The organism is Marilutibacter chinensis (genome assembly GCF_021725675.1).
GTDB classification, from domain to species: Bacteria; Pseudomonadota; Gammaproteobacteria; order Xanthomonadales; family Xanthomonadaceae; genus Marilutibacter; species Marilutibacter chinensis.
Window position 1 is genome coordinate 184,274 of record NZ_JAKJPO010000007.1, and the last position, 24,912, is coordinate 209,185.

General features: G+C 68.4%; 20 protein-coding genes and 1 riboswitch. Of the genes, 10 read left to right on the forward strand and 10 right to left on the reverse strand.

Annotation, left to right across the window (positions count from 1 at the left end; genetic code table 11):
* Nucleotides 1-21: 21 nt before the first annotated feature.
* Complete coding sequence (locus L3V18_RS12085) at nt 22-1,416, forward strand: L-serine ammonia-lyase (protein WP_237055190.1); 1,395 nt, start codon at nt 22-24, stop codon at nt 1,414-1,416.
* A gap of 538 nt (nt 1,417-1,954) precedes the next feature.
* Entirely contained in the window at nt 1,955-4,000 is a 2,046-nt protein-coding gene (locus L3V18_RS19345) for a glycosyl hydrolase family 18 protein (RefSeq protein WP_343226335.1), read from the forward strand.
* A gap of 112 nt (nt 4,001-4,112) precedes the next feature.
* Here the strand turns inward: L3V18_RS19345 and L3V18_RS12100 are convergent, their stop codons facing one another.
* From L3V18_RS12100 to metX, 3 genes are read right to left on the reverse strand one after another with little or no spacing between them, the layout of a single operon-like run.
* The gene (locus L3V18_RS12100) at nt 4,113-5,246 is read right to left on the reverse strand and encodes a homoserine dehydrogenase family protein (protein ID WP_237055191.1); all 1,134 of its coding nucleotides are present in this window, start codon (nt 5,244-5,246) and stop codon (nt 4,113-4,115) included.
* Nucleotides 5,243-6,442 carry a cystathionine gamma-synthase gene (gene metB, locus L3V18_RS12105; RefSeq protein WP_237055193.1) on the reverse strand — a complete coding sequence of 400 codons (1,200 nt, stop codon included), beginning with the start codon at nt 6,440-6,442 and terminating at the stop codon, nt 5,243-5,245. The genes L3V18_RS12100 and metB overlap by 4 nt, the downstream gene beginning before the upstream one ends.
* Nucleotides 6,439-7,581, reverse strand: a complete 1,143-nt coding sequence (metX, locus tag L3V18_RS12110; RefSeq protein WP_237055195.1) for a homoserine O-succinyltransferase MetX — start codon at nt 7,579-7,581, stop codon at nt 6,439-6,441. The genes metB and metX overlap by 4 nt, the downstream gene beginning before the upstream one ends.
* Before the next feature lie 110 nt (nt 7,582-7,691).
* Nucleotides 7,692-7,802: riboswitch (SAM riboswitch) on the reverse strand.
* Between the two features lie 242 nt (nt 7,803-8,044).
* On the opposite strand from metX, the gene L3V18_RS12115 reads away from it, so the two are divergent.
* From L3V18_RS12115 to L3V18_RS12125, 3 genes are all read left to right on the forward strand, one after another.
* Nucleotides 8,045-9,178 carry an NHL repeat-containing protein gene (locus L3V18_RS12115; RefSeq protein ID WP_237055197.1) on the forward strand — a complete coding sequence of 378 codons (1,134 nt, stop codon included), beginning with the start codon at nt 8,045-8,047 and terminating at the stop codon, nt 9,176-9,178.
* 45 nt (nt 9,179-9,223) lie between these two features.
* Complete coding sequence (locus tag L3V18_RS12120; protein ID WP_237055199.1) at nt 9,224-10,150, forward strand: peptidoglycan DD-metalloendopeptidase family protein; 927 nt, start codon at nt 9,224-9,226, stop codon at nt 10,148-10,150.
* 94 nt (nt 10,151-10,244) lie between these two features.
* Nucleotides 10,245-11,849, forward strand: a complete 1,605-nt coding sequence (locus L3V18_RS12125; RefSeq protein WP_237055201.1) for a peptide chain release factor 3 — start codon at nt 10,245-10,247, stop codon at nt 11,847-11,849.
* Nucleotides 11,850-11,871: 22 nt separating this feature from the next.
* Here the strand turns inward: L3V18_RS12125 and L3V18_RS19350 are convergent, their stop codons facing one another.
* Nucleotides 11,872-12,495: an aspartyl/asparaginyl beta-hydroxylase domain-containing protein gene (locus tag L3V18_RS19350; protein WP_237055203.1), complete on the reverse strand. Its 624-nt coding sequence runs from the start codon at nt 12,493-12,495 to the stop codon at nt 11,872-11,874.
* A 33-nt stretch (nt 12,496-12,528) separates the two neighbouring features.
* A complete protein-coding gene (locus L3V18_RS12135) occupies nt 12,529-13,152 on the reverse strand; it encodes a sulfotransferase family 2 domain-containing protein (protein WP_237055205.1) in 624 nt (207 codons plus the stop codon).
* A 204-nt stretch (nt 13,153-13,356) separates the two neighbouring features.
* Here L3V18_RS12135 and trhA point away from each other — a divergent pair, with 204 nt between their 5' ends.
* A complete protein-coding gene (trhA, locus tag L3V18_RS12140; RefSeq protein ID WP_237055207.1) occupies nt 13,357-14,088 on the forward strand; it encodes a PAQR family membrane homeostasis protein TrhA in 732 nt (243 codons plus the stop codon).
* 159 nt (nt 14,089-14,247) lie between these two features.
* Here the strand turns inward: trhA and L3V18_RS12145 are convergent, their stop codons facing one another.
* The 3 genes from L3V18_RS12145 to mtgA all read right to left on the reverse strand — a co-directional run bounded on the left by L3V18_RS12145 (nt 14,248) and on the right by mtgA (nt 16,625).
* Nucleotides 14,248-14,676: a CBS domain-containing protein gene (locus L3V18_RS12145; RefSeq protein WP_237055209.1), complete on the reverse strand. Its 429-nt coding sequence runs from the start codon at nt 14,674-14,676 to the stop codon at nt 14,248-14,250.
* 108 nt (nt 14,677-14,784) lie between these two features.
* Complete coding sequence (locus L3V18_RS12150; protein ID WP_237055211.1) at nt 14,785-15,840, reverse strand: glycosyltransferase family 2 protein; 1,056 nt, start codon at nt 15,838-15,840, stop codon at nt 14,785-14,787.
* 53 nt (nt 15,841-15,893) lie between these two features.
* On the reverse strand, nt 15,894-16,625 hold the full coding sequence (gene mtgA / locus L3V18_RS12155; protein ID WP_237055338.1) for a monofunctional biosynthetic peptidoglycan transglycosylase: 732 nt from the start codon (nt 16,623-16,625) through the stop codon (nt 15,894-15,896).
* A gap of 221 nt (nt 16,626-16,846) precedes the next feature.
* On the opposite strand from mtgA, the gene hslO reads away from it, so the two are divergent.
* The 4 genes from hslO to L3V18_RS12175 all read left to right on the forward strand — a co-directional run bounded on the left by hslO (nt 16,847) and on the right by L3V18_RS12175 (nt 22,585).
* Nucleotides 16,847-17,749 (forward strand): Hsp33 family molecular chaperone HslO, encoded by a 903-nt coding sequence (gene hslO, locus L3V18_RS12160; protein ID WP_343226334.1) that lies wholly within the window; start codon nt 16,847-16,849, stop codon nt 17,747-17,749.
* Nucleotides 17,750-17,936: 187 nt separating this feature from the next.
* The gene (locus tag L3V18_RS12165) at nt 17,937-18,770 is read left to right on the forward strand and encodes an XOO1806 family protein (protein WP_425493524.1); all 834 of its coding nucleotides are present in this window, start codon (nt 17,937-17,939) and stop codon (nt 18,768-18,770) included.
* 216 nt (nt 18,771-18,986) lie between these two features.
* The gene (locus tag L3V18_RS12170) at nt 18,987-21,824 is read left to right on the forward strand and encodes a TonB-dependent receptor (RefSeq protein WP_237055216.1); all 2,838 of its coding nucleotides are present in this window, start codon (nt 18,987-18,989) and stop codon (nt 21,822-21,824) included.
* Between the two features lie 101 nt (nt 21,825-21,925).
* Nucleotides 21,926-22,585 (forward strand): putative 2OG-Fe(II) oxygenase, encoded by a 660-nt coding sequence (locus tag L3V18_RS12175; RefSeq protein WP_237055218.1) that lies wholly within the window; start codon nt 21,926-21,928, stop codon nt 22,583-22,585.
* A 62-nt stretch (nt 22,586-22,647) separates the two neighbouring features.
* Here L3V18_RS12175 and L3V18_RS12180 read toward each other — a convergent pair whose 3' ends face one another.
* Together L3V18_RS12180 and L3V18_RS12185 are read right to left on the reverse strand one after the other, a co-directional pair.
* Nucleotides 22,648-24,264 (reverse strand): tetratricopeptide repeat-containing sulfotransferase family protein, encoded by a 1,617-nt coding sequence (locus L3V18_RS12180; protein ID WP_237055220.1) that lies wholly within the window; start codon nt 24,262-24,264, stop codon nt 22,648-22,650.
* A 47-nt stretch (nt 24,265-24,311) separates the two neighbouring features.
* On the reverse strand, nt 24,312-24,911 hold the full coding sequence (locus tag L3V18_RS12185; protein ID WP_237055223.1) for a 2OG-Fe(II) oxygenase: 600 nt from the start codon (nt 24,909-24,911) through the stop codon (nt 24,312-24,314).
* Nucleotide 24,912 lies beyond the last annotated feature (1 nt).

Consider the following 24,912-nt stretch of genomic DNA (forward strand, 5'->3'; position numbering starts at 1 on the left):
GGGACACACCGGAGTGGTTCCATGGCTGTCAGCTGTTTCGACCTGTTCAAGATCGGGATCGGCCCGAGCTCGTCCCATACCGTCGGCCCGATGCGCGCCGCCGCCCGTTTCGTGGAACGCTGGCTGGTCGACAACGGCGACCTGCAACGCACCGCGCGTGTCCGCGCCGAGGTGTTCGGCTCGCTGGCGCTGACCGGCCGCGGCCACGGCACCGACAAGGCCGTGCTGATGGGCCTGGAGGGCCACTGGCCGAACCTGATCGATCCGGACGTGATCCCGGCCGCGCTGGAACGGATCCGCGCGGACAAGCGCATCCGGCTGGGCGACGGGCGTGGCGGCGCCCACGAGATCGCCTTCGACGAGAAGCACGACCTGATCATGAACAAGCGGCAGAAGCTGCCGTTCCATACCAACGGCATGCGCTTCACCGCCTACGACGCCGATGGCGACGTCATCGCGACCCGCGACTATTACTCGGTCGGCGGTGGCTTCGTCGTCAATCAGGACGAGGCGGCGGAGGACCGCATCGTCGCCGACACCACCGAGGTCGCCTGGCCGTTCCATTCCGGCGACGAGCTGATCGGTACCGCGAAGGAACAGGGCCTCAGCATCGCGCAGATGATGTACGCCAACGAGCAGGCGTGGCGTTCGCGCGAGGAGATCGACGCCGGGCTCGACGAGATCTGGGAGGCGATGCAGTCCTGCGTGAAGCGTGGCATCCGCGAGAGCGGCACCCTGCCGGGCGGCCTGCACGTCTCTCGCCGGGCGCCGAGCCTGTACGCGGAGCTGTCCTCGCGGCCGGAGGCGGCGATGCGCGATCCGCTGACCACGCTGGACTGGGTGAACCTGTACGCGCTGGCGGTCAACGAGGAGAACGCCGCCGGCGGCCGGGTCGTCACCGCGCCGACCAACGGCGCGGCCGGCATCATCCCGGCGGTGCTGCACTACTACGATCGCTGCATTCCGGGCGCGACCCTGCAGGGCGTGCGCGACTTCCTGCTGACCGCCGCGGCGGTCGGCATCCTGTACAAGGAGAACGCCAGCATCTCCGGCGCCGAGGTCGGCTGCCAGGGCGAGGTCGGGGTCGCCTGCTCGATGGCCGCCGCCGGCCTGACCGCCGCACTCGGCGGCAGCCCGGGCCAGATCGAGAACGCCGCCGAGATCGGCATGGAGCACAACCTCGGCCTGACCTGCGACCCGATCGGCGGACTGGTGCAGATCCCCTGCATCGAGCGCAATGCGATGGGCGCGGTCAAGGCGATCAATGCGAGCCGAATGGCGATGCGCGGCGATGGCAAGCACAAGGTGAGCCTCGACAAGGTCATCAAGACCATGCGCGACACAGGCCGCGACATGCGCGACAAGTACAAGGAAACCTCGCGCGGCGGCCTCGCGGTCAACGTGATCGAGTGCTGACGCGCGCGGGACGCGATTCCGCCACCACGCTTCCACCGAGCCGCTGCGTCGCGCCCGACCCGCCGGCTGGCGCGCCCGGCGTCCTGCCGAACCTCCGGGAGCGATCCCTCGATCGCCGCCGAAGGCGATGCCACCGCGCATCGCGCATGCGGCAGTGCAACACAAGCCAGTCAAATGACCTATCAGGTCATCGACTATCTGTGAACATCGCCGCAAAGCCTCTGTTCACCAGTTGACAACGATATCAATTGGACGCAGCGTCGACCCAAAGCACGCCTGCGGCCGCGCGTCGGCCGGTTCGTGGCCGGGATCCGGCGCGACCGTCCGGCACGGACCGCATGCAAGGGCGGCGATCGAGGAGGCTCAAGCCTCCCGCGCAGTAACGAGGGCAAGGCGTCCTCGCATTTGTGAGTCGACGAGGGGATTGGCGCCGGCCCGACACCGCCGGCGGTCATACATCACATCGTTCCAGGGAGAGACACTCATGAAACACGCAGGACCCGCACGTCCGCCGGCAGGCGGACCGCTGTCCAGGGCCATGCTGTCATCGGCTCTGCTCGCCACCCTTGCGCTCGCCCCCCACGCCGCCCTCGCCGCCTCTTGCGACGGCGTACCGGAGTGGAATGCCGCCACCATCTACAACCCCGGCGACAAGCTGCAGTACCAGGGCCGGCTGTACAGCGCGAACATCCAGATCTGGAACGCACCGCCGACCCACTGCCCGAGCTGCGGCTGGTACCAGGATCTTGGCCAGTGCGATGGCAATGGCGGCGACAACGTCGCGCCGAGCGTCGCCCTGACCGCCCCGTCCGATGGCGCCAGCTTCGCCGAGGGCAGCAACATTGCGATCGACGCATCGGCCAGCGACAGCGACGGCACCGTCACCGGCGTCCAGTTCTTCCGCGGCGGGGTATCGCTGGGCAGCGACGCCAGCGCGCCGTGGTCCGTAACCTGGAGCAACGCGACCGCCGGCACCCACGTGCTGACCGCAGTCGCCACCGACGACGACGGCGCCAGCACCACCTCGCAGCCGGTGACGATCACCGTCGACAGCGCGCCGCCGCCGGTCGACGAGACCGCGCCCAGCGTCCCGGCCGGACTCGCATCGCCCAGCCAGACCGCCAGCTCGATCTCGCTGAGCTGGAACGCATCGACCGACAATCCGGGTGGCAGCGGTGTCGCCGGCTACGACGTCTACCGCAACGGCAGCCTGGTCGGCAGCCCGTCGCAACCCTCGTTCATCGACAGCGGACTCGCCGCCCAGACCGCATACAGCTACCGGGTACGCGCACGCGACGTCGCCGGCAACGCCTCGGCGCAGAGCGCGGCGATCAGCGTCTCGACCCGGGATGGCGGCGATCCCCCTCCCGGCGACAAGCGGGTGATCGGCTACTTCACGCAATGGGGCATCTACGGCCGCAACTACCGGGTCAAGCACATCGACACCAGCGGCGCCGCCGCGCACCTGACCCACATCAACTACGCGTTCGGCAACGTGCGCAACAACCGCTGCGAGGTCGGCAGGACCATTCCGTCCAACCCGAACACCGGCGAAGGCGGCGATGCGTTCGCCGACTACACCAAGTCGTTCTCCGCGGCGGAGAGCGTCGATGGCGTCGGCGACACCTGGGACCAGCCGCTGCGCGGCAACTGGAACCAGCTCAAGGAGCTCAAGGCCAAGCACCCGAACATCAAGGTGCTGATCTCGCTCGGCGGCTGGACCTGGTCGCGCGGTTTCGCCGAGGCGGCCAGGCCCGCCAATCGCGAGGCGTTCGTCGCCTCCTGCATCGACGCCTACATCCACGGCAACCTGCCGGTCACCGACGGCGCCGGCGGCCCCGGCGCGGCGGCGGGCGTGTTCGACGGCATCGATCTGGACTGGGAGTATCCGGTCGCCTGCGGCCTGACCTGCGGCACGCCCGAGGACAACGCCAACTTCACCGCCCTGCTGGCCGAGTTCCGCCGCCAGCTAGACGCGGTGCGTCCCGGCCTGCTGCTGACGATCGCCGCCGGCGCCGGCATCGACAAGATCCGCGTCACCGATCCGGCCGCGTACCACCCGTACCTGGATTTCATCAACGTGATGACCTACGACTTCCACGGCGCGTGGGATCCGCAGACCAACCATCACTCGGCCCTGTTCGATTCGCCCAACGACCCGTCGACGGGCGACCAGCGCTTCTACAACTCCAACGACGCGATCGAAGCGTTCCTGGCGCGCGGCGTGCCGGCATCGAAGCTGAATCTCGGCATCGGCTATTACGGACGCGGCTGGACCGGCGTGGCCAACGTCAACAATGGCCTGTACCAGAGCGGTTCGGCGGCACCGGGCACCTACGAGGCCGGGATCGAGGACTGGAAGGTGATCAGGAGCAAGCCGGGCACGATCTTCACCGACGCCAATGCGCGGGCGACGTGGAAGTACGACGGCAATACCTTCTGGAGCTACGACACGCCGGCGATGATCACCGAGAAGATGAACTACGTGAAGGCGCAGGGTCTCGGCGGCGCGTTCTTCTGGGAGTTCAGCGGCGACGACGCCCAGGGCACGCTGACCCGCACCATCGGTGACGGCTTGAAGTAGCGATCCGGAGTTCCTCTTGCCCCGCGCAACCCTGCCACGGGGCACCGGGGCGCCGGCCACCCCCTCGGGTCCGGCGCCCCCGTTTTGTCCGCCGCGGAATGCGGGTCGGTCCTCAGCCGTGGACGATCCGCAACACGTCGTCGAGCAGACCTGCCGCGGTCACCCCGGCGCCCGCACCGGGCCCCTGGATCAGCAGCGGCTGCTCGCGGTAGCGGTCGGACCAGATCGCGACCCGGTTGTCGGTGCCGGCGCCGCCGGCGAGCGGATGCCCGGGGGGCAGTTCGGCCAACCCGACCTTCGCGCTCCAGCCATCATCGTCCATCCGTTCCAGCCGGGCGACGAAGCGCAGCTTCTCGCCGTTGCGGTAAGCCTGCGCATAACGTTCGCGCATCGGCGCGTCGAGCTGCGGCAGCGCCGCGTCGACGTCCTCCCGGACCAGCGCGGCAAGCGCATCGGGCACCAGCGAATCGACGTCGACCATTTCCTGCTCCAGCCCCACGCCGGCCGCGCGCGCCAGGATCAGCAGCTTGCGGCGCACGTCCTCGCCGGACAGGTCCTCGCGCGGATCCGGCTCGGTATAGCCGGCATCGCGGGCCCGGCGAACGAAACCGGAGAACGGGCGCAGGCCGTCGTAGTGATTGAACAACCACGCCAGCGATCCCGACAGCACGCCGGCAATCGCGTGGATGCGGTCGCCGCCGGCACGCAGCTCGCGGATCGAACGCAGCAACGGCAGGCCCGCCCCCACAGTGGCGGAATCCCCGTAACGGCTGCCGCCGCGGGTGCGGGCATCCTCGACCGCCTGCCAGTCCGCCAATGCGGTGCCGCGCGCGAGCTTGCAGGCGGTGACGACGTGGATGCCCTGTTCCAGCCACTCCGCATGGCGGGCCGCGACCTCCGCGCTGGCGGTGGCATCGATGACGATGCGATGGCCCGTGCCACGCAGGGCGACCGGGACCGCGTCGAGCCCTGCTGGCTGGATGCTGCCGGCGAGCAGATCCCTGGCCGAAGACGGATCGATGCCTGCGGCGGCGCTCGACGCGTACCGCGAGTTCGCGACGTGCACCAGCGAGAGCCCGTCCGCGAAGCCGGAGTGCCGCCATCCGGCGAGCCGCGCGAGCACCGCGCCGCCGACGGTCCCGGTGCCGAGCAGGGCCAGCCGCGCACGGGCCGCCGCATGCGACCCCGCCGACGTGCCGGCTTCGTGATCCGGCCGGCGGCGCAGCGCCTCCACCACCGCGTTCATTGCGCCAGACACCCGCCTTCCAGCGGTTTCGGCACTGCAGCCAGCGCGCGATCGAGCGCGGCGGCGATGTCGGCCACCAGATCGTCCGCATGCTCGATCCCGACCGACAGCCGCAGCAGGCCGTCGCCGATACCGGCGGCGGCGCGCGCCTCCGCGCTCATCGCCGCGTGGGTCATCGTCGCCGGGTGCGCGACCAGGCTTTCCACCCCGCCCAGCGACTCGGCCAGGGTGAAGCACTGCAATCCATCGAGGAACGCGCGGACGGAGGCCTCGCCACCCGCGATCTCGACGCTGAGCATCGCTCCGAAACCGCGCTGCTGGCGCGCCGCGACCGCGTGGCCCGGATGCTCGGTGCGACCCGGATAGTGGATCGCCTCGACCGCCGGATGCGATTCCAGCAGCTCGACCAGCGCCGCGGTGTTCTCCTGGTGCACGCGCAACCGCGCATCGAGCGTGCGCAGGCCGCGCAGGGTCAGGAAACTGTCGAACGGCGAGCCGGTCAGCCCGAGGCAGTTGCCCCACCAGGCCAGCCTGTCGCCCAGTTCGGCCTCGCGCGCGATCACGGCGCCTCCGACCACGTCACTGTGGCCGTTGATGTACTTGGTCGTCGAGTGCACGACGATGTCGGCGCCGAACTCGATCGGCCGCTGCAGCGCCGGCGACAGGAAGGTGTTGTCGACCACCGCCAGCGCGCCGTGCGCGTGCGCGGCCTCGATCACGAAGCGCAGATCGGTGATCCGCAGCAGCGGGTTGGATGGCGTCTCGATCCAGACCAGCTTCGGGTTCGCCGCCAGCGCTTCGGCCAGATCCCGCGGATCGGTCAGGTCGACGGTGAGCAGCTCGAACGCGCCCTTCGCCGCCAGCGCGTTGAACAATCGCCAGCTGCCGCCGTAGGCGTCGTGCGGCACCACCAGGGTGTCGCCCGGCTGCAGGCAGGCATGCAGTACCAGGGTGATCGCACCCATCCCGGTCGCGGTGACCACCGCGTCGTGGCCGCCCTCCAGCTCGGCCAGCGCCTCGGCCAACAGGTCGCGGGTCGGATTGCCGCTGCGGGTGTAGTCGTACTCGCGCTTGTCGTTGAAGCCGGCGAAGCTGAAATTCGACGACAGCACGATCGGCGGGGTGACCGCCCCGAATGCGGAATCGCGGTCGATGCCGGCCCGCACGGCGGCGGTACACAGGCTGCGGGTGCTCATGCGGGGATCTCCTGGTTCGGGTTCGCGGCAGGCGCAGACGCGGAAAGCGCATCGCGCAGGATCGTGTCGATGTCGGCTTCCTCCTTGAGGAAGGCGTCGTGTCCGTAGGGCGAGCTCAGCACGTGCAGGCGAGGTGCCTCGGCGCTCGCGCCGCGGCGCAGGCCTTCGACCAGCGCGTGGGCGTCGGCCAGCGGCACCAGCCGGTCCTCTGCCACCGCAACCACGGTGACCGGCACTCCGATCCGGGACGGGTCGACCGCTTGCAGGTCGATCGACTCGGACAGGCGCACGTAGGCGGTCGGCGAGCTGCGGCCGACGAAACGGGCCGCACAATGGTCGAGGTAGTCCTCGGCACCGACCCGCACCCGCCCGTCGACCACCCGCGGCGGTGCGAACCGGGCGTCGAACTCCTCGGGCGTGCGGTAGCTCAGGATCGCGAATTGCCGCGCCAGCGCGAGGCCATGAGTCTCGTCGCATTGCAGCGAGCCCAGCGCGACCGCACGACGCTGCAGTGCGCGCCAGGCGCTGGCATAGGGATGCGCGCGATGCACGCCGCTGATGGCGACCAACCTGCCGAGACGGGCGCCGTGGAGCGCAGCCAGCTGCAGACCGACCATCGCGCCGTACGAGCTGCCGATGAAGGTCTCGATGCGTCCGATATCCAGCGCATCGAGCAGCGCGACGATGGCCGTCGCCTGATCGGCCGGATCCAGCGGCACGTCGAGCCGGCCGTCGGCACCGAGCCAGTCGAACGACACGATCCGGCAGCGGCGCGGATCGATCGCCCGGCCCTCGCCGACCTGCGCCGGCCACCAGCCGGCTTCGGGGTAGGCGCGGCAGGGCGCGAGGTGACGGTTGGCGGAAATGCCACCGGCGACGAACACCACCGGCGCGTCGGCGTTCTCCGGCCCACCCGCATGCTGGATCTCGTAGCGCAGCAGCACTTCGCGCGGACCGGCATGGCGGAGGTCGAGGGTGACCTCGATTTCACCGCGCACGGCGTCCGCGCGACCGGCGTCGGCCGCAGCGGCCTGGGGGAGGGATACGGCGGCATCGCAGGCGGGGCCCCGTGGATCGAAACGCAGGCTACAGGCGGTTTCGATGGCTTCGGAGGCGGTGGTGCTGTGGGTCAGGCTCATGGCATTGATCCGATATGACGGGGCCATCGAGCCAGACGCGGCGTCCGCACCGGTTCACCGGGCAAACGGCACGACCATCTTCCGGTGGGCCGTCCGGCGCATGCGCTGTGCATGCATCGGTCCGGCGGGTCACCGCAGGAATTGGCACCTTGTGCAGCATTGCTGCCGCACCGGTTGCCCCGACGTCAAAGGGCCTGTCCCTCAGTCGGTCTCGATGGATGGCGGCAGTCTGCCAGCGACACCCGGCAGGTGTCAATCGCTTTATTGCGATGAAGCGATTGATGTGAATTCCTGGCATTCCCGGAACTCCCGTCGGCCACGGACGGCGCATCGCACAACCGGCGCTCAGCCGTCTGGCGCGCGAACCCGACAGCGCCACGCCTCCCGGGTCGCCCCACTCGGCATCTGCCGACGCGCCATCCCTTCCTGACGCGCCGCACGTTCCCGCATACACTCCTGCCGGATGAACATTCGCCTCTCGACCCTCGCGGCCGGTGCCGCCCTGATCGCCGGCCTGCTGGCCGGTTGCTCGACGTCCCCCGCCACTCGCGACAGCTCCCGTTCCAGTTCGCTGGCCATACCGGGCGCAGGCGGCCTGCGCCCGACCGCGGTGGTGCCCGAGACCTTTGTATCGGCCGACGCCGACGGCGAGGAACTCGATTCGCTCGCGACCTGGCCGGCCGAGGACGGCAGCACGTGGCTGATCGCGACCGCCAAGGCCAGCCACCGCCTGTTCGTGTTCGACGCCGACAGCGGTACGCAGCTGCGCACTGTCGGTTCGAAGGGCGAGGCCCTGGGCCAGTTCAGGCGTCCCAACGGCGTGATCGTGCAGGGCGACCACCTGTTCGTGGTCGAGCGTGACAACCACCGCGTGCAGGTCCTCACTCTGCCCGACTTCACTCCGCTGGCGGTGTTCGGCGATGCGGTCCTGCGCAGCCCGTATGGAATCTGGATGCACGAGGCCGTGCCCGGCGAGTACGACGCCTACGTCACCGACAGCTTCATGTATGGCGAGAAGTACGACCAAGTGCCGGCCTGGGACGAGCTGTCGGAACGGGTCAGGCGCTTCGCGATCCGCTTCGACCCGGCGACCGGCGCGCTCGACGCGCGCTTCGCCGGCAGCTTCGGCGACACCTCGCCGGAGTCGGCGCTGCGGATGGTCGAGTCGATCGCCGGCGACCCGGCCAACGATCGTCTGCTGATCGCCGACGAGGATCGGCGCCACGTCTCGACCCTGCGCGATTACACCCTCGACGGCCGCTTCACCGGGCGCAGCCTGCCGGACGCCTCGTTCGGCGCCGAGGCCGAGGGCGTCGCGCTGTGGAGCTGCCGCGGCGGGGACGGCTACTGGGTCGCGGTCGACCAGCTCGCCCCGCTGACCGTGTTCCACCTGTTCGACCGGCGCACGCTGGAACATCGTGGCAGTTTCAAGGGCGAGACGACCTCCTACACCGACGGCATCGCCCTGCACCCGGCAGCGACCCGTGCATTCACCGGAGGCGCGCTGTTCGCGGTACACGACGACCGGGCGGTTACCGCCTTCGATCTGCGCGAGGTCGCGCGGGTCCTGCACCTGAGCCGCAATTGCACCGAATGAGCGGGCGCGGATAATCGTTTGACGGCACCTTCCCCGCACCGCCCCATGTCCGCTCCATCGTCCGCCCGCTTCGCAGCGATCGCGCTGGTCGCCTCGCTTGTGGTCGCATCGCCGGGTGCCGGTGCCGGCAAGCTGTTCCGCTGGACCGACGAGAACGGCATCACCCATTACGGCGACCATCGCCCCGAAGCCCCGACCGGCGCGGTCACCGAAATTCCGGTCCGTGCCGAACCCGGCGCGATGGCGCGGCTGCGGGTGGAGAGCGACGCGGGCCAGTATCTGGCCTGGGCCGACAACACCCTGGCCGGACCGATCGAGGTGATGCTGCATTTCAGTCGCCAGGACAACGTCGCCGGAATGCCGGCGCTGCCGGCACGCGCGACCGTTCCCGCGCGCGGCAGCGCGCTGGTCTCGGTGCTGGGCCCGGTCGACCCCGGCCACGGCGGCAGTTTCGAGCTGCGGATGGACAGCCTGCCCGGCGACCCGAACGCCCGTCCGCAGGACGTCGAGTACCTGCTGCCACTCCGGCAGGAAGAGTTGCGCGTCGAACAGGGCTACGGCGGCAGCTTCAGCCATCGCGATCCGCAGAACCTGTACGCCGTCGACTTCGCCGCGCCGATCGGCACCCCGGTGCTGGCCGCGCGCGAAGGCATGGTGATGCAGGTCGAATCCGATTTCGACCACGCCGGCCTGAACATGGAGAAGTACGGCGGCCGCGCCAACTTCATCCGCATCCTCCACGACGACGGGACGATGGCGCTGTACGCGCACCTGCGCGAGGAGGGCGTGCATGTCCGGGTCGGACAGCGGGTCCGCGCCGGCCAGGTGATCGGGCTGTCCGGCAATACCGGCTTCACCACCGGTCCGCACCTGCATTTCGTGGTCCAGGTCAATCGGGGCATGCGGCTGGAGTCGCTGCCGTTCCGGATGCGCGGCCCGCGCGGCGTGCTGCGGTTCAGTTTGCCGCAATAGCCCTCGCCTCGGCGGCCCCCGGCGATGGCGCGGCCGGTTGTCTATAATTCCCGCCCTCGCACTTTTCCGAAGGGCGCCTGCGCGCCCCGCCCGCATGTCCGACGTTTCCCTGCAAGCGGCCCGGCGCCGCACCTTCGCGATCATCTCGCACCCCGACGCCGGCAAGACCACGCTGACCGAAAAACTGCTGCTGTTCGGCGGCGCGATCCAGATGGCCGGTTCGGTCAAGGGCCGCAAGGCCGCGCGCCACGCGACGTCCGACTGGATGGCGCTGGAGAAGGAGCGTGGCATCTCGGTGACCAGTTCGGTGATGCAGTTCCCGTACGCGGACCGCATCGTCAACCTGCTCGACACCCCCGGCCACGCGGACTTCGGTGAGGACACCTACCGCGTGCTGACCGCCGTCGACAGCGCGCTGATGGTCATCGACGTGGCGAAGGGCGTCGAGGAGCGGACGATCAAGCTGATGGAGGTCTGCCGGCTGCGCGACACACCGATCATGACCTTCATCAACAAGCTCGACCGCGAAGGCAAGGACCCGGTCGAACTGCTCGACGAGGTCGAGACCGTGCTCGGCATCCAGTGCGCGCCGATCACCTGGCCGATCGGGATGGGCAAGCGCCTGAAGGGCGTGGTCCATCTGATCACCGGCGAAGTGCACCTGTACGAGCAGGGCCGCAACTTCACCCGCCAGGATTCGACGATCTTCGCATCGGTCGACGATCCGGCACTGGAAGCGCGAATCGGCGCCGACATGCTGGCCGAGCTCAAGGAGGAACTCGAGCTGGTCGAGGGCGCCTCGCACCCGTTCGACCTCGGCAAGTACCTGTCCGGCGAGCTGACCCCGGTGTTCTTCGGATCCGCGGTCAACAACTTCGGCGTGCAGTTGCTGCTGGACTTCTTCGTCGAGCATGCGCCCTCGCCGAAGCCGCGCGAGACCACCACCCGCGAGGTCGGGGCCACCGAGACCAGGTTGTCCGGCTTCGTGTTCAAGATCCAGGCGAACATGGATCCCGCGCACCGCGACCGCGTCGCCTTCATGCGGATCTGCTCGGGCAGGTTCAGCGCCGGGATGAAGGCGTTCCATGTGCGCAGCGGCAAGGAGGTGAAGCTGGCCAACGCGCTGACCTTCATGGCCAGCGATCGCGAGATCGCGGAAGACGCATGGCCGGGCGACGTCATCGGCATCCACAACCATGGCACGATCTCGATCGGCGACACCTTCACCGAGGGCGAGCGGATCTCCTTCACCGGCATTCCGAACTTCGCGCCCGAACTGTTCCGCCGCGCGCGCCTGCGCGACCCGCTCAAGCTCAAGCAACTGCAGAAGGGACTGGCGCAGCTGTCCGAGGAAGGCGCAACCCAGTTCTTCAAACCATTGATGAGCAACGACCTGATCCTCGGCGCGGTCGGCGTGCTGCAGTTCGACGTCGTCGCCTACAGGCTGAAGGACGAATACGGCGTCGAGGCGAGCTTCGAACCGGTCAGCGTCGCCACCGCACGCTGGATCCGCTGCAAGGACGAGAAGAAGCTGGAGCAGTTCCGCGACAAGAACGCGGTCAACCTCGCCTACGATGCCGCCGGCGAACTGGTCTACCTGGCGCCGACCCGGGTCAACCTGCAGCTGGCGCAGGAGCGTGCGCCCGACGTCGAGTTCCTCGCCACCCGCGAGCACGCGCACGCGGTGGCGGCGGACTGAGTCGAACGTTCCGGGTGCGGTGTCAGGCGCCCGGCGTTTCGATCAGGTGGACCCAGTCCGGATCCGGCTGGTCGAGATCGAAGTATTCGAAGATCAGGTGGATACGGTCGGTGTCGCCTGCATTCTGCACCGCATGCACACCCATGTTGTTGACCTCGACCGCCTCACCCTCTGCGAAGCGGTAACCGATACCGTCCACGTAGAAGATCACACGCTCGTTGGTCAGCAGTGGCACGTGGATCTTGTGCGGCCACTTCGCCGCCGGGTTGGCGTCCCGGTGCGGCTTGATCACCCCGCCTGGCGCCATCCGCGCCAGCATCACCCGCGGGAAATCGGCGCGCGCGTAGCCGTATGGCGCAACCGCCTGCGCCAGCACCGGTTCCAGCAGCTGCCGCCAGCCGGCCCATAACGGGCGGTCGTGCGAACCGCGCCAGTCGCGGAAGTCGTCGACGAACCGGAACACGATGTGCCGGGTGCGGTCGAGGGCGTCGAACCGGTTCGGCTTTCCGGCGTTCTCCTCGTCCCAGACAGCCTCGGGAATGGCGAGTACCGCCTCGCGCAGCGCTGCGATGTCGACCTTTCCCAGGCGCCGCACCGATGTCGTCTTGCGCGGATTCGGATGGACGCTGGGCGGGACGGTACTCACGACGGGAATCCGGAGAAGGCTGGTGGTCGGCGGTCAGAACGCATAGTCGAACAGTTCGAGGTCGCGCCGGTACAGCTCCGACACCCCGTCGATCAACGGCGGGTCATAGTAGTCGCGATAGCTGCCACGCTGCGAGCCATTGACCTGACCCAGCGGCGCGGCGGGAATGCCGATCCGCTCGCAGATCGCATCGAAGGAGCCCTGCATGTCCTCGACCCGGCCAACCCTGTCGGCGAGCAGCCGACCGTCCTCGCCGATCAGGAAGCTGTACTGCGGCTGGAACAGCACGTGGTGCATCGGCCGCAGGCGGAACAGCACATGCCGCATCACCGCCTGCGGTTCGCGCTGGAACTCGCCGCCGGCGCGGGTCATGAACGCGCAGTAGGAGACGAAGCGATCGAACGGATTGCGCACGAACGCAAACTTGAAGTAGTCCGCGAACGCCTGCTCACCGAGATGCGGCCGGATCTGCGAAAGGCTGATGTGGCCATGCGGGATCGATGCCAATTCCGGAAAGGGGAACCGTTTGTTGACGAAGAGACCGACCTGTTCGAGGTCTCCAGGCCCCATGTGGCCACGCAGGACCTCGCGGACGGAGTGGGTGCCGGTCTTGGGGATCGCCACGAAGACGAAACGGTGCTGGTGGGAAACGATCATCGGACGCTGCGGTATATGGGACAGGCGGACTTCGGGAATGCCGTCGCCACCCCCGTGCGGCCGTCATCATAGGGCAACGCCGGGACGTCCGCCCCGCGCCGGGACATGCAATATCCCTCGACGCGCCAGGCTCCGATCGGAATGCCAGCCGGTCCGGCCGTGCCGGGCGGCTCACCATGCGCCGACGCACGGTAGGATGGGCGCATGGACACCCCCCGCCATGCGACTCCCCACCCGACGCATCCGGCAGAACGGCCGCCCGCCGCGCGCTCATCGTTGTCCGGGCAGGAGCCGTCCCACGAAACCCGTTTCCGCGAAGAGTTGGCCAACGCACTGACCCACGGACTCGGCGCGGTCGCAGCCCTGGCCGGCGGCTCGGTGCTGATCACGCTGGCCGCGGTCTACGGCGACGGCTGGCAGCTGGCCGGCGCGATCGTGTTTGGCATCTGCCTGCTGCTGCTCTATCTCGCCTCCACGCTCTATCACGCGATCGGCCATCCGGCCGCCAAGGCGCGACTGAAAGTCGTCGACCACTGCGCGATCTACCTGCTGATCGCAGGCACCTATACGCCCTTCACCCTGATCGGCCTGCGCGGCCCTTGGGGCTGGGGCCTGTTCATCGCGATCTGGACGCTGGCGCTGGCGGGCGTGGTGTTCAAGCTGCTGTTCACCGGACGCTTCAAGCTGCTCTCGACCGCGATCTACGTCGCGATGGGCTGGCTGGTGATCGTCGCGATCAAGCCGCTGCTGACGGCCCTGGACGACTGGACATTCGGCTGGCTGCTCGCCGGCGGCGTCTGCTACACACTGGGCACGGTGTTCTATCACCGTCCCGGGCTGCGCTACTCGCACGCGATCTGGCATCTGTTCGTGGTCGCCGGCAGCGTCTGCCATTTCGTCGCGGTGACCGCACAGGTGCTCGCACCGAACCACTGACGCCGCTGATCAGCCCGGAGTCTGACCCGAGCGATCGCGCCTTCCCATGAGGGATCAAGAGGGATCAATCGCGGCCCGCGCCGTTCGCGCAGACGCTCCTGCAGGCGCGCATCGGCGTGCGTCGCCAGGAACGATCCCGTCCGCGCGTGCGCAGCCGGCTCAACTGGCGATATAGCGCTGCAGCTGATCCAGCTCGAGTTGCTGGTCCTCGATCACGGCCTTGACCAGGTCGCCAATCGAGACCACGCCCTCGACACGGCCGTCACGCACCACCGGCAGGTGGCGGATACGGCGGTCGGTGACGGTCATCATGCACCGGTCGACCGTATCGTCGAGCCCGACGGTGACCACCTCGGACGTCATGATCGCACTGACCGGCGTGTCCGACGACGCGCGTCCCTGCAGGACGACCTTGCGCGCGTAGTCGCGCTCGGACACGATGCCGGCCAGTCGCGTTCCGTCCATCACCAGCACCGCGCCTACCCCCTTTTCCGCCATCAGCCGGATCGCCTCGATCACCGGCGCTTCCGGACGCACCGCGTAGACGTCGGGGGACTTCGCCTCAAGCAGCTGCCGAACCGTACGCATCTGCACACTCCTGCAACGGGCCCTGGGCCGAGGATACTCCCGGCCGCATGCTCGCGCATGTGAACGCGACCGCTTCCACGCGGCGCTGGCGCGCGGCAGGACGCGCGGTCAGTCGGTGCCGGAGCGGTATGCCGCCAACGGCTCCCCAGCCGGCCTGGAGACGGCGGCGACACGCGCCGCATCCGCGGCCGGGCGCCAGTCGTCGACCAGATAGAGCGGCCGCTGCTTGGCCTCCTCGTACAACCGCCCCAGGTACTCGCCGATCAGGCCGAGCGCGATCAACTGCACGCCGCCAAGGAAGAGGATCACCGCCATCATCGTCGGCCAGCCGGCGACCGGGTCGCTCCAGATGAGCGCCTTGACGATGATCCAGACGCCGTAGGCGAACGCCACCGCCGCAGTCAGCAGGCCGAGATACGTCGCCAGCCTCAACGGCGCCGTGGAAAAGCTGGTGATGCCTTCCAGCGCGAAGTTCCAGAGCCGCCACAGGTTGAACTTGCTGCGTCCGGCCATCCGCGCGTCGCGGTGGTACGGCACCGAGACGCGGTTGAAGCCGACCCAGCCGAACAGTCCCTTCATGAAGCGGTGTCGCTCGCGCAACTGCCTCAGTGCGGCCAGCGCGCGTGGCGACAGCAGGCGGAAGTCGCCGGTATCGGGCGGGATCGGAGTCTTCGACAGGCGCCCGATCACGCGGTAGAACGCATGCGCCGTCATCCGTTTTATCCAGCCCTCGCCCTCGCGCTCGATCCGGGTGCCGTGGACATCGTCGAAACCCTCGCGCCACTTCGCGACGAACTCGGGAATCAGTTCGGGCGGATCCTGCCCGTCGGCGTCGAGGATCAGTGCCGCACCCGTTTCCACCCGGTCCAGGCCCGCGGTCAGCGCCGCCTCCTTGCCGAAGTTGCGCGACAGCCGCAGCAGCGCGACCCGCCGATCGCCCGCGGCCAGGCTCTGCAGAACCTCCCAGGTACCATCGCGGCTGCCGTCGTCGACGTAGAGCAGGCGTCCGGCGACGCCATCCGCGGCCAGCGCGTCGAGCGTGGATGCCACCCGCGGATGCAGCAGCGGCAGGCTGTCGGCCTCGTTGAACGCCGCGACCACCACCGTCAGGCAGTCGCGGAGGCCGGAGTCGGGGCTGCCGTAGCGGGAGGTGTCCGGATTCATGGCGTCATGGTAGCGGTTCGGCAGCGCCGGCCGGGCATCCGCCGAGGATCCGCTCAGTCGAGCGTCTCGAGGAAGGCCGGTCCGCCGAGATTGCGCATCTGCCGCTGGATCGCATGGGTGCGTCGCTGCACGTACGGTCCGGGCCTGGCAGCGCTGTAGCGGCGCGGGCTCGGCAGCACCGCCGCCAGCCGCGCGGCCTGGGCCGGGCTCAGCCGTGCGGCATCGACGCCGAAATAACGGACCGCCGCCGCCTGTGCGCCGTATACGCCGTCGCCGAACTCGGCCACGTTCACGTAGACCTCGATGATCCGGGTCTTCGGCCACATCGCCTCGATCAGCACCGTGTACCAGGCCTCGATGCCCTTGCGCACCCAGCTGCGGCCGCTCCACAGGAACAGGTTCTTCGCGGTCTGCTGGCTGATCGTGCTGCCGCCGCGCATGCGCCCGCCGCGCTCGTTGCTCTCGATCGCCTTCTCGATCGCCTTCAGATCGAAGCCGCGATGCTGGGGAAAACGCTGGTCCTCCGAGGCGATCACCGCCAGCGGCAACTGCGCCGATATCTCATCGAGGTCGCGCCAGTCGCATGCGACGCGGAAGCTCCAGTCGCCATCGCCCCAGGCCTCGAACTGCCGGGCCAGCATGAACGCGGAAAAAGGCGGATCGACGAATCGCAGTACCCCGACCTGCAACACGCTGGCAAGCAGCGCCAGCACCGGCAATGCCAGCAGCCAGCGGACCAGCCGCCGGAGCCGGCTCCGCCGATGCTGTCGCGTTCCACCCGCAATCCGCTCTTGTGACCGCCTCACTCCGCCCTCATCTGGTCTGCTCGAGCCTGTTCGTGCCCATGCGACATGCTCCGGCCCGATGCCGCATTATCCGCATCGGGCGCCGACCCGCACGCCGTCCGTTACGTTCTCCCCACGCCGGCCGGCCCGCGATGGCCAGCCGGTTCCGACCGGTCCGCCGCGACCGGCCCTCTCCGACCAGTCCGCCCGACCCGCACCCGATGAGCGCACCCGACGAACAAGGCCATGACCAGCTCACCCGTTTCATGATCGGCCGCGCCGGCGTGCGAGGCGTCCATGTCCGCCTCGACGCGACCTGGCGGCAGATCCGCGAGCATGGCGACTACCCGGCCGCGGCCGCCGAGATGCTTGGCGAGGCCTGCGCCGCCGCCGCGTTGTTCACCGGCCACGCCAAGATCGACGGACGCCTGTCAATCCAGCTGCGCAGCCAGCACGCACTGCGCACGCTGTTCGCCGAATGCACCTCGGCCGGCACCCTGCGCGGCATCGCCCGACTCGAGGAGGGGGCCAGCCCGTCGCGCGACCTGCGCGAACTCGGCGACGATGCCGTGCTCGCGATCACGATCGAGAATCCCGCCACCGGCAGCCGCGAACCGGTGCGCTACCAGGGCATGGTCGCGCTCGATTCGGACGATCTGGCGGGCGCGTTCGAGGGCTACTTCCTGCGCTCCGAACAGCTGCCCACCCGTCTGCTGCTGGCCGCCGGCGCCGACCGGGCCAGTGGACTGATGCTGCAGAAGCTTCCCGGCGATGAAGGCGACGACGACGGCTGGCACCGCGCTGGCGCCCTGTTCGACACGCTTGGCCCGGACGAACTGCTCGCACTGCCTGCAGCAGAGTTGTTGAATCGCCTGTTCCACGAGGACGGGGTCGAACAGGTCGCGACGCGGCCGCTGCGATTCGCCTGCTCATGCTCGGAAGACCGGGTGGCGGCGGTGCTGGTGTCGCTCGGCGAGGAGGAGGCGCGAGCCGCGGCGGCCGACGGCGAAGCCCATGTCCGTTGTGAGTTCTGCGGAAGGGAGTACCGCTTCGACCTTGCCCGGATCGGGGAACTGTTCAAGGCGCACGCGGTCGAACTGGAGGGTCCGCAACGACCGCAGTGAGAACGAGCGCCTGGCGCTGTCCGGATGGGTCAAATTGTGACGGTATCCGACCAGTGGCGCCCCATTGCGATTGTTAAATGAACATTAAAGACCTATAGTCGGAACCTCTCGGAAGGGGAACTGGCCGGCATCCCGCCGGTCGAAAAGAACGATGCGCACGCGACTGCTTCAACTGCCACTTGCCCTGTTGCTCGTACTCGGTGCGGCGACGGGGGCGCGTGCGCAGAGCACGGCGCCGACGGCCGCATCGGACTCGACCGTCCTCCCGGTCTGGAACAACGCCAGCGGCAAGCTGGAAGCGGTACTGCTGCTCGAGCCCACCGGCACGCAGCTGGCCGGCACCCGCTGGCGCTTTGGCGCCAACAACACGCTCGACACCGCGTTCGGGCTGTCGTCCGGCAACACGCTCGGCCTGGTCTGCAACCGCAAGACCGGCCTCGCATCGGCGATCGGCAACCTCGCCAACCACTGCCTGCTGGCCGCGCTGGACCAGGACAACCGCAGCGGCAGCCGCGAGGTCAACGCGGGGATTTCGGTCGGCAACAACAGCGGGCGCATCGGCATGCTGGTCGGCGAAGGGCGCGACAGCCTGCCCGGCTGGATGAGCCCGAGCGGCCGCAACAGCCGCTTCGACCAGAACACGCTCACCCTCTACGGCGAGAAGAACATCGGCCGCGAGGCCACCGTCTCGATCGGCGGCACCCGCGCACGCGCCCGCCTGATCCCGGCAGCCGACCTGCCGGCCGGCTTCAGCGAGCGCTGGAACACCACCAGCCTCACCCTGGGCGCGGAGATCGGCAACTTCGGCGCCAACATCGTCGGCCGCGTCGTCGACGTGCCCGGCCAGCCCGGGCACTGGGAGGGACTGGACGTGGGCATCACCTGGCGCACCCCGTGGAGCGGCCAGCTCAGCGTCGGCGCCGAGAATGTCGTCACCCGCGGCAAGAACCCGTTCGCGCCGGACGCCGGCGACAAGGACGAGGGGACCGTGCCCTACGTGCGCTATGAACAGGACCTCTAGTCGCCGCCTTCACGCGAATCGAACGACTTTTCCGGCCTAAATCATTGATCCAGAAAAAGAAAGCCGCCCCTGACAGGGCGGCTTTTTTCGTTCGTTAACGACACTTTAATTTTTCGGCGAAGGGGGCTACTATCGGCCGACCTTGCCGGTTTTGGCGTCTTCCTTGACTTCACCGGCAGGTTCCCATGGGAAACCAAGACTGACTTGGAGAGAGAGATGACCCTTAAGACCACCCAGCTCCGCGACGCGATCACCTTCGCGCTCGCCGTGGGCGCCACTGCAGCCGTCGGAACCGGCGTTGCCTTCGCCCAGGAAGGCGAGCAGGAAGCCACCACCCTCGACCGCATCGAGGTGACCGGTTCGCGAATCAAGCGCACCGACATCGAGACCTCGCAGCCGATCTTCTCGCTGTCGCGCGAAGACATCTCGGCCCAGGGTCTGACCTCGGTCGGCGACGTGATCCAGAACATCAGCGCCAACGGCTCGACCCTGAACACCACCATGAACAACGGTGGTAACGGCGAAACCCGCGTCAACCTGCGCAACCTCGGCTCCAACCGCACCCTGGTGCTGGTCAATGGCCGTCGTTGGGTGGGCGGCACCGGCCTCGGCGGCGCGGTCGACCTGAACACCATCCCGACCGCCGCGGTCGAGCGCATCGAAGTCCTGAAGGACGGCGCCTCCTCGATCTACGGCTCCGACGCCATCGCCGGCGTGGTCAACATCATCCTGCGCCAGAACTTCGACGGCGCCGAAGCCAACGCCTACATCGGCCAGTTCGACAAGGGCGACGGCACCCGCCAGTCCTACGACTTCACCGTCGGCAGCGTCGGCGACCGCTGGTCGGCCATGCTCGGCGTCGGCTACGTGAAGGAAGAGCCGGTCTGGGCCGGCGACCGCGAGATCTCGGCGGTGCCGGTGTTCGGCTCGACCCCGGGCTTCGGTGGCAGCTCGACCACCCCGGACGGCCGCTTCTGCATCCTCGATACCACCACCTTCGCCTGTGCGAACCCGGACGGCGCCTACGGCCTGTGGCGCGCCAACCCGAACGACCCGCGCGGCTGGACCGAGTGGGGCGGCACCCCGGACAACTTCAACTTCGCGCCGCTGAACTACCTGCTGACCCCGCAGGAGCGCGTCTCGGTCTTCGCCAACGGCTCGCTGGACATCAGCGACAACCTGCGCTTCAAGACCACGGTCACCTACAACAACCGCAAGTCCGAGCAGCTGCTGGCCGCCATGCCGGTGGTCGTCGGCTTCCCGGGTGCGTCGCAGGCGTCCGACATCGTCATCAGCCAAGACAGCATCTACAACCCGTACGGCCAGGACATCAACTGGATCCAGCGTCGCGCGGTCGAGACGGGCGGCCGTTCGTTCAAGCAGAACGTCGACACCTTCGCGTTCAACGGTGCGTTCGAAGGCACCTTCGACATCGCCGACAAGCCGTTCGACTGGGAAGCGGGCATGTTCTACGGTGAAAACCGTTCGAACAACTCGACCAACGGCCTGCTGACCTACACCGCGATCCGCAACGCGCTTGGCCCGTCGATGCTCGACGGCAGCGGCAACCCGATCTGCGTCACCACCCCGGGCGATGCGTCGACGGCGATCCCGGGCTGCGTCCCGGCCGACTTCCTGGGCGGCGCCGGTTCGCTGACCCCGGAAATGCTGAACTACCTCACCTTCGAGGCGCATGACCAGTTCGAGTACAAGCAGAAGAGCTACTACGCGAGCATCGGCGGCGACCTGTTCGACCTGCCGGGCGGCCCGCTGGCCTTCTCGTTCGGCCTCGAGCACCGCGAGGAGTCGGGCTTCGACCGTCCGGACGCGCTGATCAACGCCGGCGACACCACCGGTAACGCGCGTACCGCCACCGAGGGCAGCTACAAGCTCGACGAGGCCTACCTCGAGCTGGCGATCCCGGTGCTGAGCGATGTTCCGGGCGCCCGCCTGCTGGACTTCAGCGTCGCCACCCGTTACTCGGACTACAGCAACTTCGGCGACACCCTGAACAGCAAGTTCGGTTTCCGCTGGAAGCCGATCGACGACCTGCTGGTCCGCGGCAACTACGCCGAGGGCTTCCGCGCGCCGTCGATCAGCGAACTGTTCTCCGGCGTGGGTGACAGCTTCCCGACCATCAGCGATCCGTGTAGCACCACCAACTTCGGTGGTCTGGACGCGGCCGCGCAGGCCCGCTGCGTCGCCGACGGTGTGCCGACCGGCGGCTACAACCAGGTCAACACGCAGATCCGCATCAGCGTCGGCGGCAACCCGAACCTGCTGCCGGAGAAGGCCGAGAACTACACCTTCGGCTTCGTCTACAACCCGAGCTGGCTGGAAGGCTTCGACATCTCGCTGGACTGGTGGAAGATCGAGCTGACCGACACCATCACCGCGTTCTCGGGCCAGCAGATCCTCAACGACTGCTACCGCGAGGGTAACCAGCAGGCCTGCGGCCTGATCACCCGCGGCGGCGGCGGCATCATCACCGACCTGCTGTCGGCCGGCCTGAACATCGGCAGCACAGAGGTCGAAGGCTACGACATGACCGTCGGCTACCGTCTGCCGGAAACCTCGTGGGGCCGCTTCTCGTTCGTGTGGGATACCACCTACATGGCGAACTACGAGAACGATGGCGACGGCGACAACCTGGTCGGCGAGTACTTCGACCGCAACAACTTCTGGCGCATCCGCTCGAACCTGCTGACGCGTTGGGAGATGGGCGATTGGGGTGCGACCTGGAGCCTGCGTTACTACGACTCCCAGGTCGAGGACTGCTCGGGCTTCAACGCGGCCAACACCCAGCTGCTGTGCTCGGATCCGGATCGTCGCACCGCCGACGGCCCGGCGCCGCGCAACAAGCTGGACGACACGTTCTACAACGACCTCACCGTCTACTGGAACGCGCCGTGGAACGCGAAGATCGCCGTGGGCGTGAACAACATCTTCGACGAGGATCCGCCGTTCTCGGCTTCGACGTTCGCGAACAGCTTCGATCCGCAGTACGAAGTCCCGGGTCGCTTCCTGTACATGCGCTACACCCAGAAGTTCTGATCGACCCGATCCTGCGTTACCTTGCTACGGCCCCGAAAGGGGCCGTAGTTTTGTCTACAGTCCGCAACCGAGCCAGGGCAACGCCCTCCGGAACACCCGCCATGCCGCTAGAAATCAGCTCGATGTTCGCCGTGCCGATGGCCCAGGACACGCATCCGGATGCCGGCCGGCTCAACCCACAGATCAAGTCGCTGCTGCTCGCGCGCGAGGCCGAAGGTACCCGTTACGCCAATCCCAACCCTTCGCTGAAACAGCATCCGGGCGTGTTCGAGAGCGACTTCAACCTGTTCGCCTGGCCCGAGACCTGCATCCAGCAGCTGCGCCACTTCTGCTGGACCGCACTGGGACGCCTGGTCCAGGACCTCAACCGGTACAGCGCCGAAGAGATGCAGCGGCTGCAGATCTTCTCGCACACCTGGTTCCACGTGACCCGCCACGGCGGCTTCACCATCATGCATACCCATCCGATGGCGTCGTGGTCGGGCGTGTACTGTGTCGACCCGGGCGAGACTCCCGACGACCGCCCCGAATCCGGAGTTCTGCGTTTCCACAATCCGCACCACTACAGCAACTACTTCACCGACGCCGGCAACACGCGTCTGCGTGCGCCTTATCATCACGGCACCTGGAGCATCCGCTTCAAGGCCGGCCAGCTGGTGCTGTTTCCGTCATGGGTGCAGCACGAGGTGATGCCGTTCTACGGCCGCGACGAGCGCATCACGATCGCGTTCAACTGCTGGTTCGGGATGAGGGACGGCTGAAGAAGGACGACCGGCGGCCGCGTCCGCCGCTTCGGCCCACTAGACCTGCCGACGCCGGCCGTCTAGGAGCCGGCAATATCCAACCCTTCGATCAGCGGATCCAGGTACTCGCGATACGCGCGCCACGCTCCGCCGCGGTTGCGCTGGATGCCCTGGCGCACGCTGCCGATGCTCGCGGTCGCCGAATGGCCGCCCTCGCGGCCGATGTCGAGCGTCTCGGGCATGAAATCGAGCCCGCAGAATTCCATCAGCCGCCCCGCCTGTTCAGCCGGCGAATCGACGAAGGCGTGATAGTCGACATCGAGAATGCGACCGGGGTGACGACGGTGCCAGTGCGTCATCAACGCGCGATAGCGCCGGTAGTAGTCGGCCAGGTCGGACTGGTCGCTGGCGTAGCGCGCATCGTGGCTGCTGAAGTAGGTTCGCAGGTTTGAGAAGCAGGTGTCGATCGGATCGCGGCACATGTGCACGATCCGCGCCTCCGGCAGCGCCCGCAGGATGAAGTCGACGTTGAGGAAGTTCGACGGCAGCTTCTCGGTGAACACGCGACGGCCGGCCGCGCGCCAGCGCGCGTGGGCCCGGAACAGTTCGCCGGCTTCGGCAAGGTCGCAGCCTGCAAGGCGTCCGACCATCTCCGCATCGAGCAGGCCCGGCCGGTAGCAGTCGGCGACTTCGCGCAGGGCCGCCGGGAACACGTAGCTCTCGCCGCCGTCGGCGACTTCCGGATGCCCGGCCAGCACGCGTTCGACCACGCTGGTCCCCGAGCGGTACATGCCGACGATGAAGACGATCGCCGGTGCATCCACCGGGTTGCTTGACGGCGGCGCAGACCCCGCTCCGGCAGGCGGCATCGCCATCAGCGCGTCGAACAGGCGCGCCGTGGCCACTCGGTCGTAAGGCTCGAGCTCGCGCTTGACCGCGCATCCGCGCTCCAGCGCGCGCCACGCTCCCGCAGTGTCCTTCGCCGCATGCAGCAGGTTGTGCAGGCCGTGCTGCAGGTAGGCCTCGTCCTCGCTGCCCGCACGGACCCGGTCCAGCGCCGCGCGTATCCCCGCGATGTCCGCATCGAGCATCTCGCGCCGCGGCTGCAGGGTCAGCAGCCAGCGGGCGTGCGGGAGTTCGGTCGCCGAGCGGGCGATGGCCCTGCGCAGCAGCGCATCCGCCTCGTCCTGGCGGCCTGCAGTCATCGCGATCGTGCCGCGCAGGACGTCGCCCTGGATGACGCCGGGAGCGATGGCCGAGACCCGCGCGAGCAGCGCTTCGGCGTGGCGGTACAGCCCAATCGGCCCCAATTCGGAGGCCAGCTGTCCCAGCAGCGGCGCATTCCTGCAATCCGAGTAATCGAGCCGGTCCATAACGGCCTCGATCAACGCATGCGCCTCGAAACGGCGCAGCAGGCGCACCAGGTGCAGGCCGGACTCCAGCGAGTGCGGCTCATGGGTCGCAAGCTCCCGGGCCAGCTTCGCCGCCTGTCGGTAGCGACCTGCGGCGAGCAGGAAGTAACCCGCCTGCAGACGCGCAGGGAGGAACTCCGGCTGCGCCTCGGCAATCGCCAGCATGGTGGCTGCCGCCTCCGCCGTCGCACCGCGCCGGGCCAGCTCGATCGCGGCCTGCCAGCGCGGTGCGAGCTCCTGGCGCAGGCCGTAACCGTTGACGTCGATGAACCGGGCTGCGGACATGGCGTGTCGGGAGATACCGCTCGGGGAGCGACCGGAACAGGAACGGCTCAGGCCACCGCCACGCGCTCGAACTTGATCGCGAAGGTGTAGCGCGGGGCGTAGCAGATCCGGCTCGGCGGACGGCCGGCGTGCTTGATCGCGCCGTCGAACACCACCAGCCTCCCCGGCCGCGGTCGCACCGCGCAGAGCAGTTCGTCGTGGGCGTCGTAGAACACGGTCTCGCCGCCCCACTCCACGTCCCAGCGGTCGCACAGGTACCACAGCGCGGTCAGATCGTGCTGGTCGGGCAGGCAATCGGTATGGGTGAACAGCATGTCGCCGTAGTGGGCGACGTTGGTGTAGGCGCGGTACGGACGGTAGCCGAAGCCCGGCGTCGAGAACCCCATCACCGCGCGCCGGGTGACCTCGAAGATCGGCTGCCGCACCAGCGCCTCGATCTTCAGCTCGGTCGCCCAGTGACGGTAGTCGGCGGTGTCCTCGCGGGCGATCTCGGTGCGGGTGAACGCCGCCCGCGACAGCGCCTGGACGTACTCGCCGACGTTCGGCAGGTGGCCGTCGAAGACGCGCAGCGGACGTCCGTCGACCAACAGCTCGCGGTCGGCCGGCAACACGCCTGCCGGACCGGCCGCTCCCGCCCCCGTCGCCATG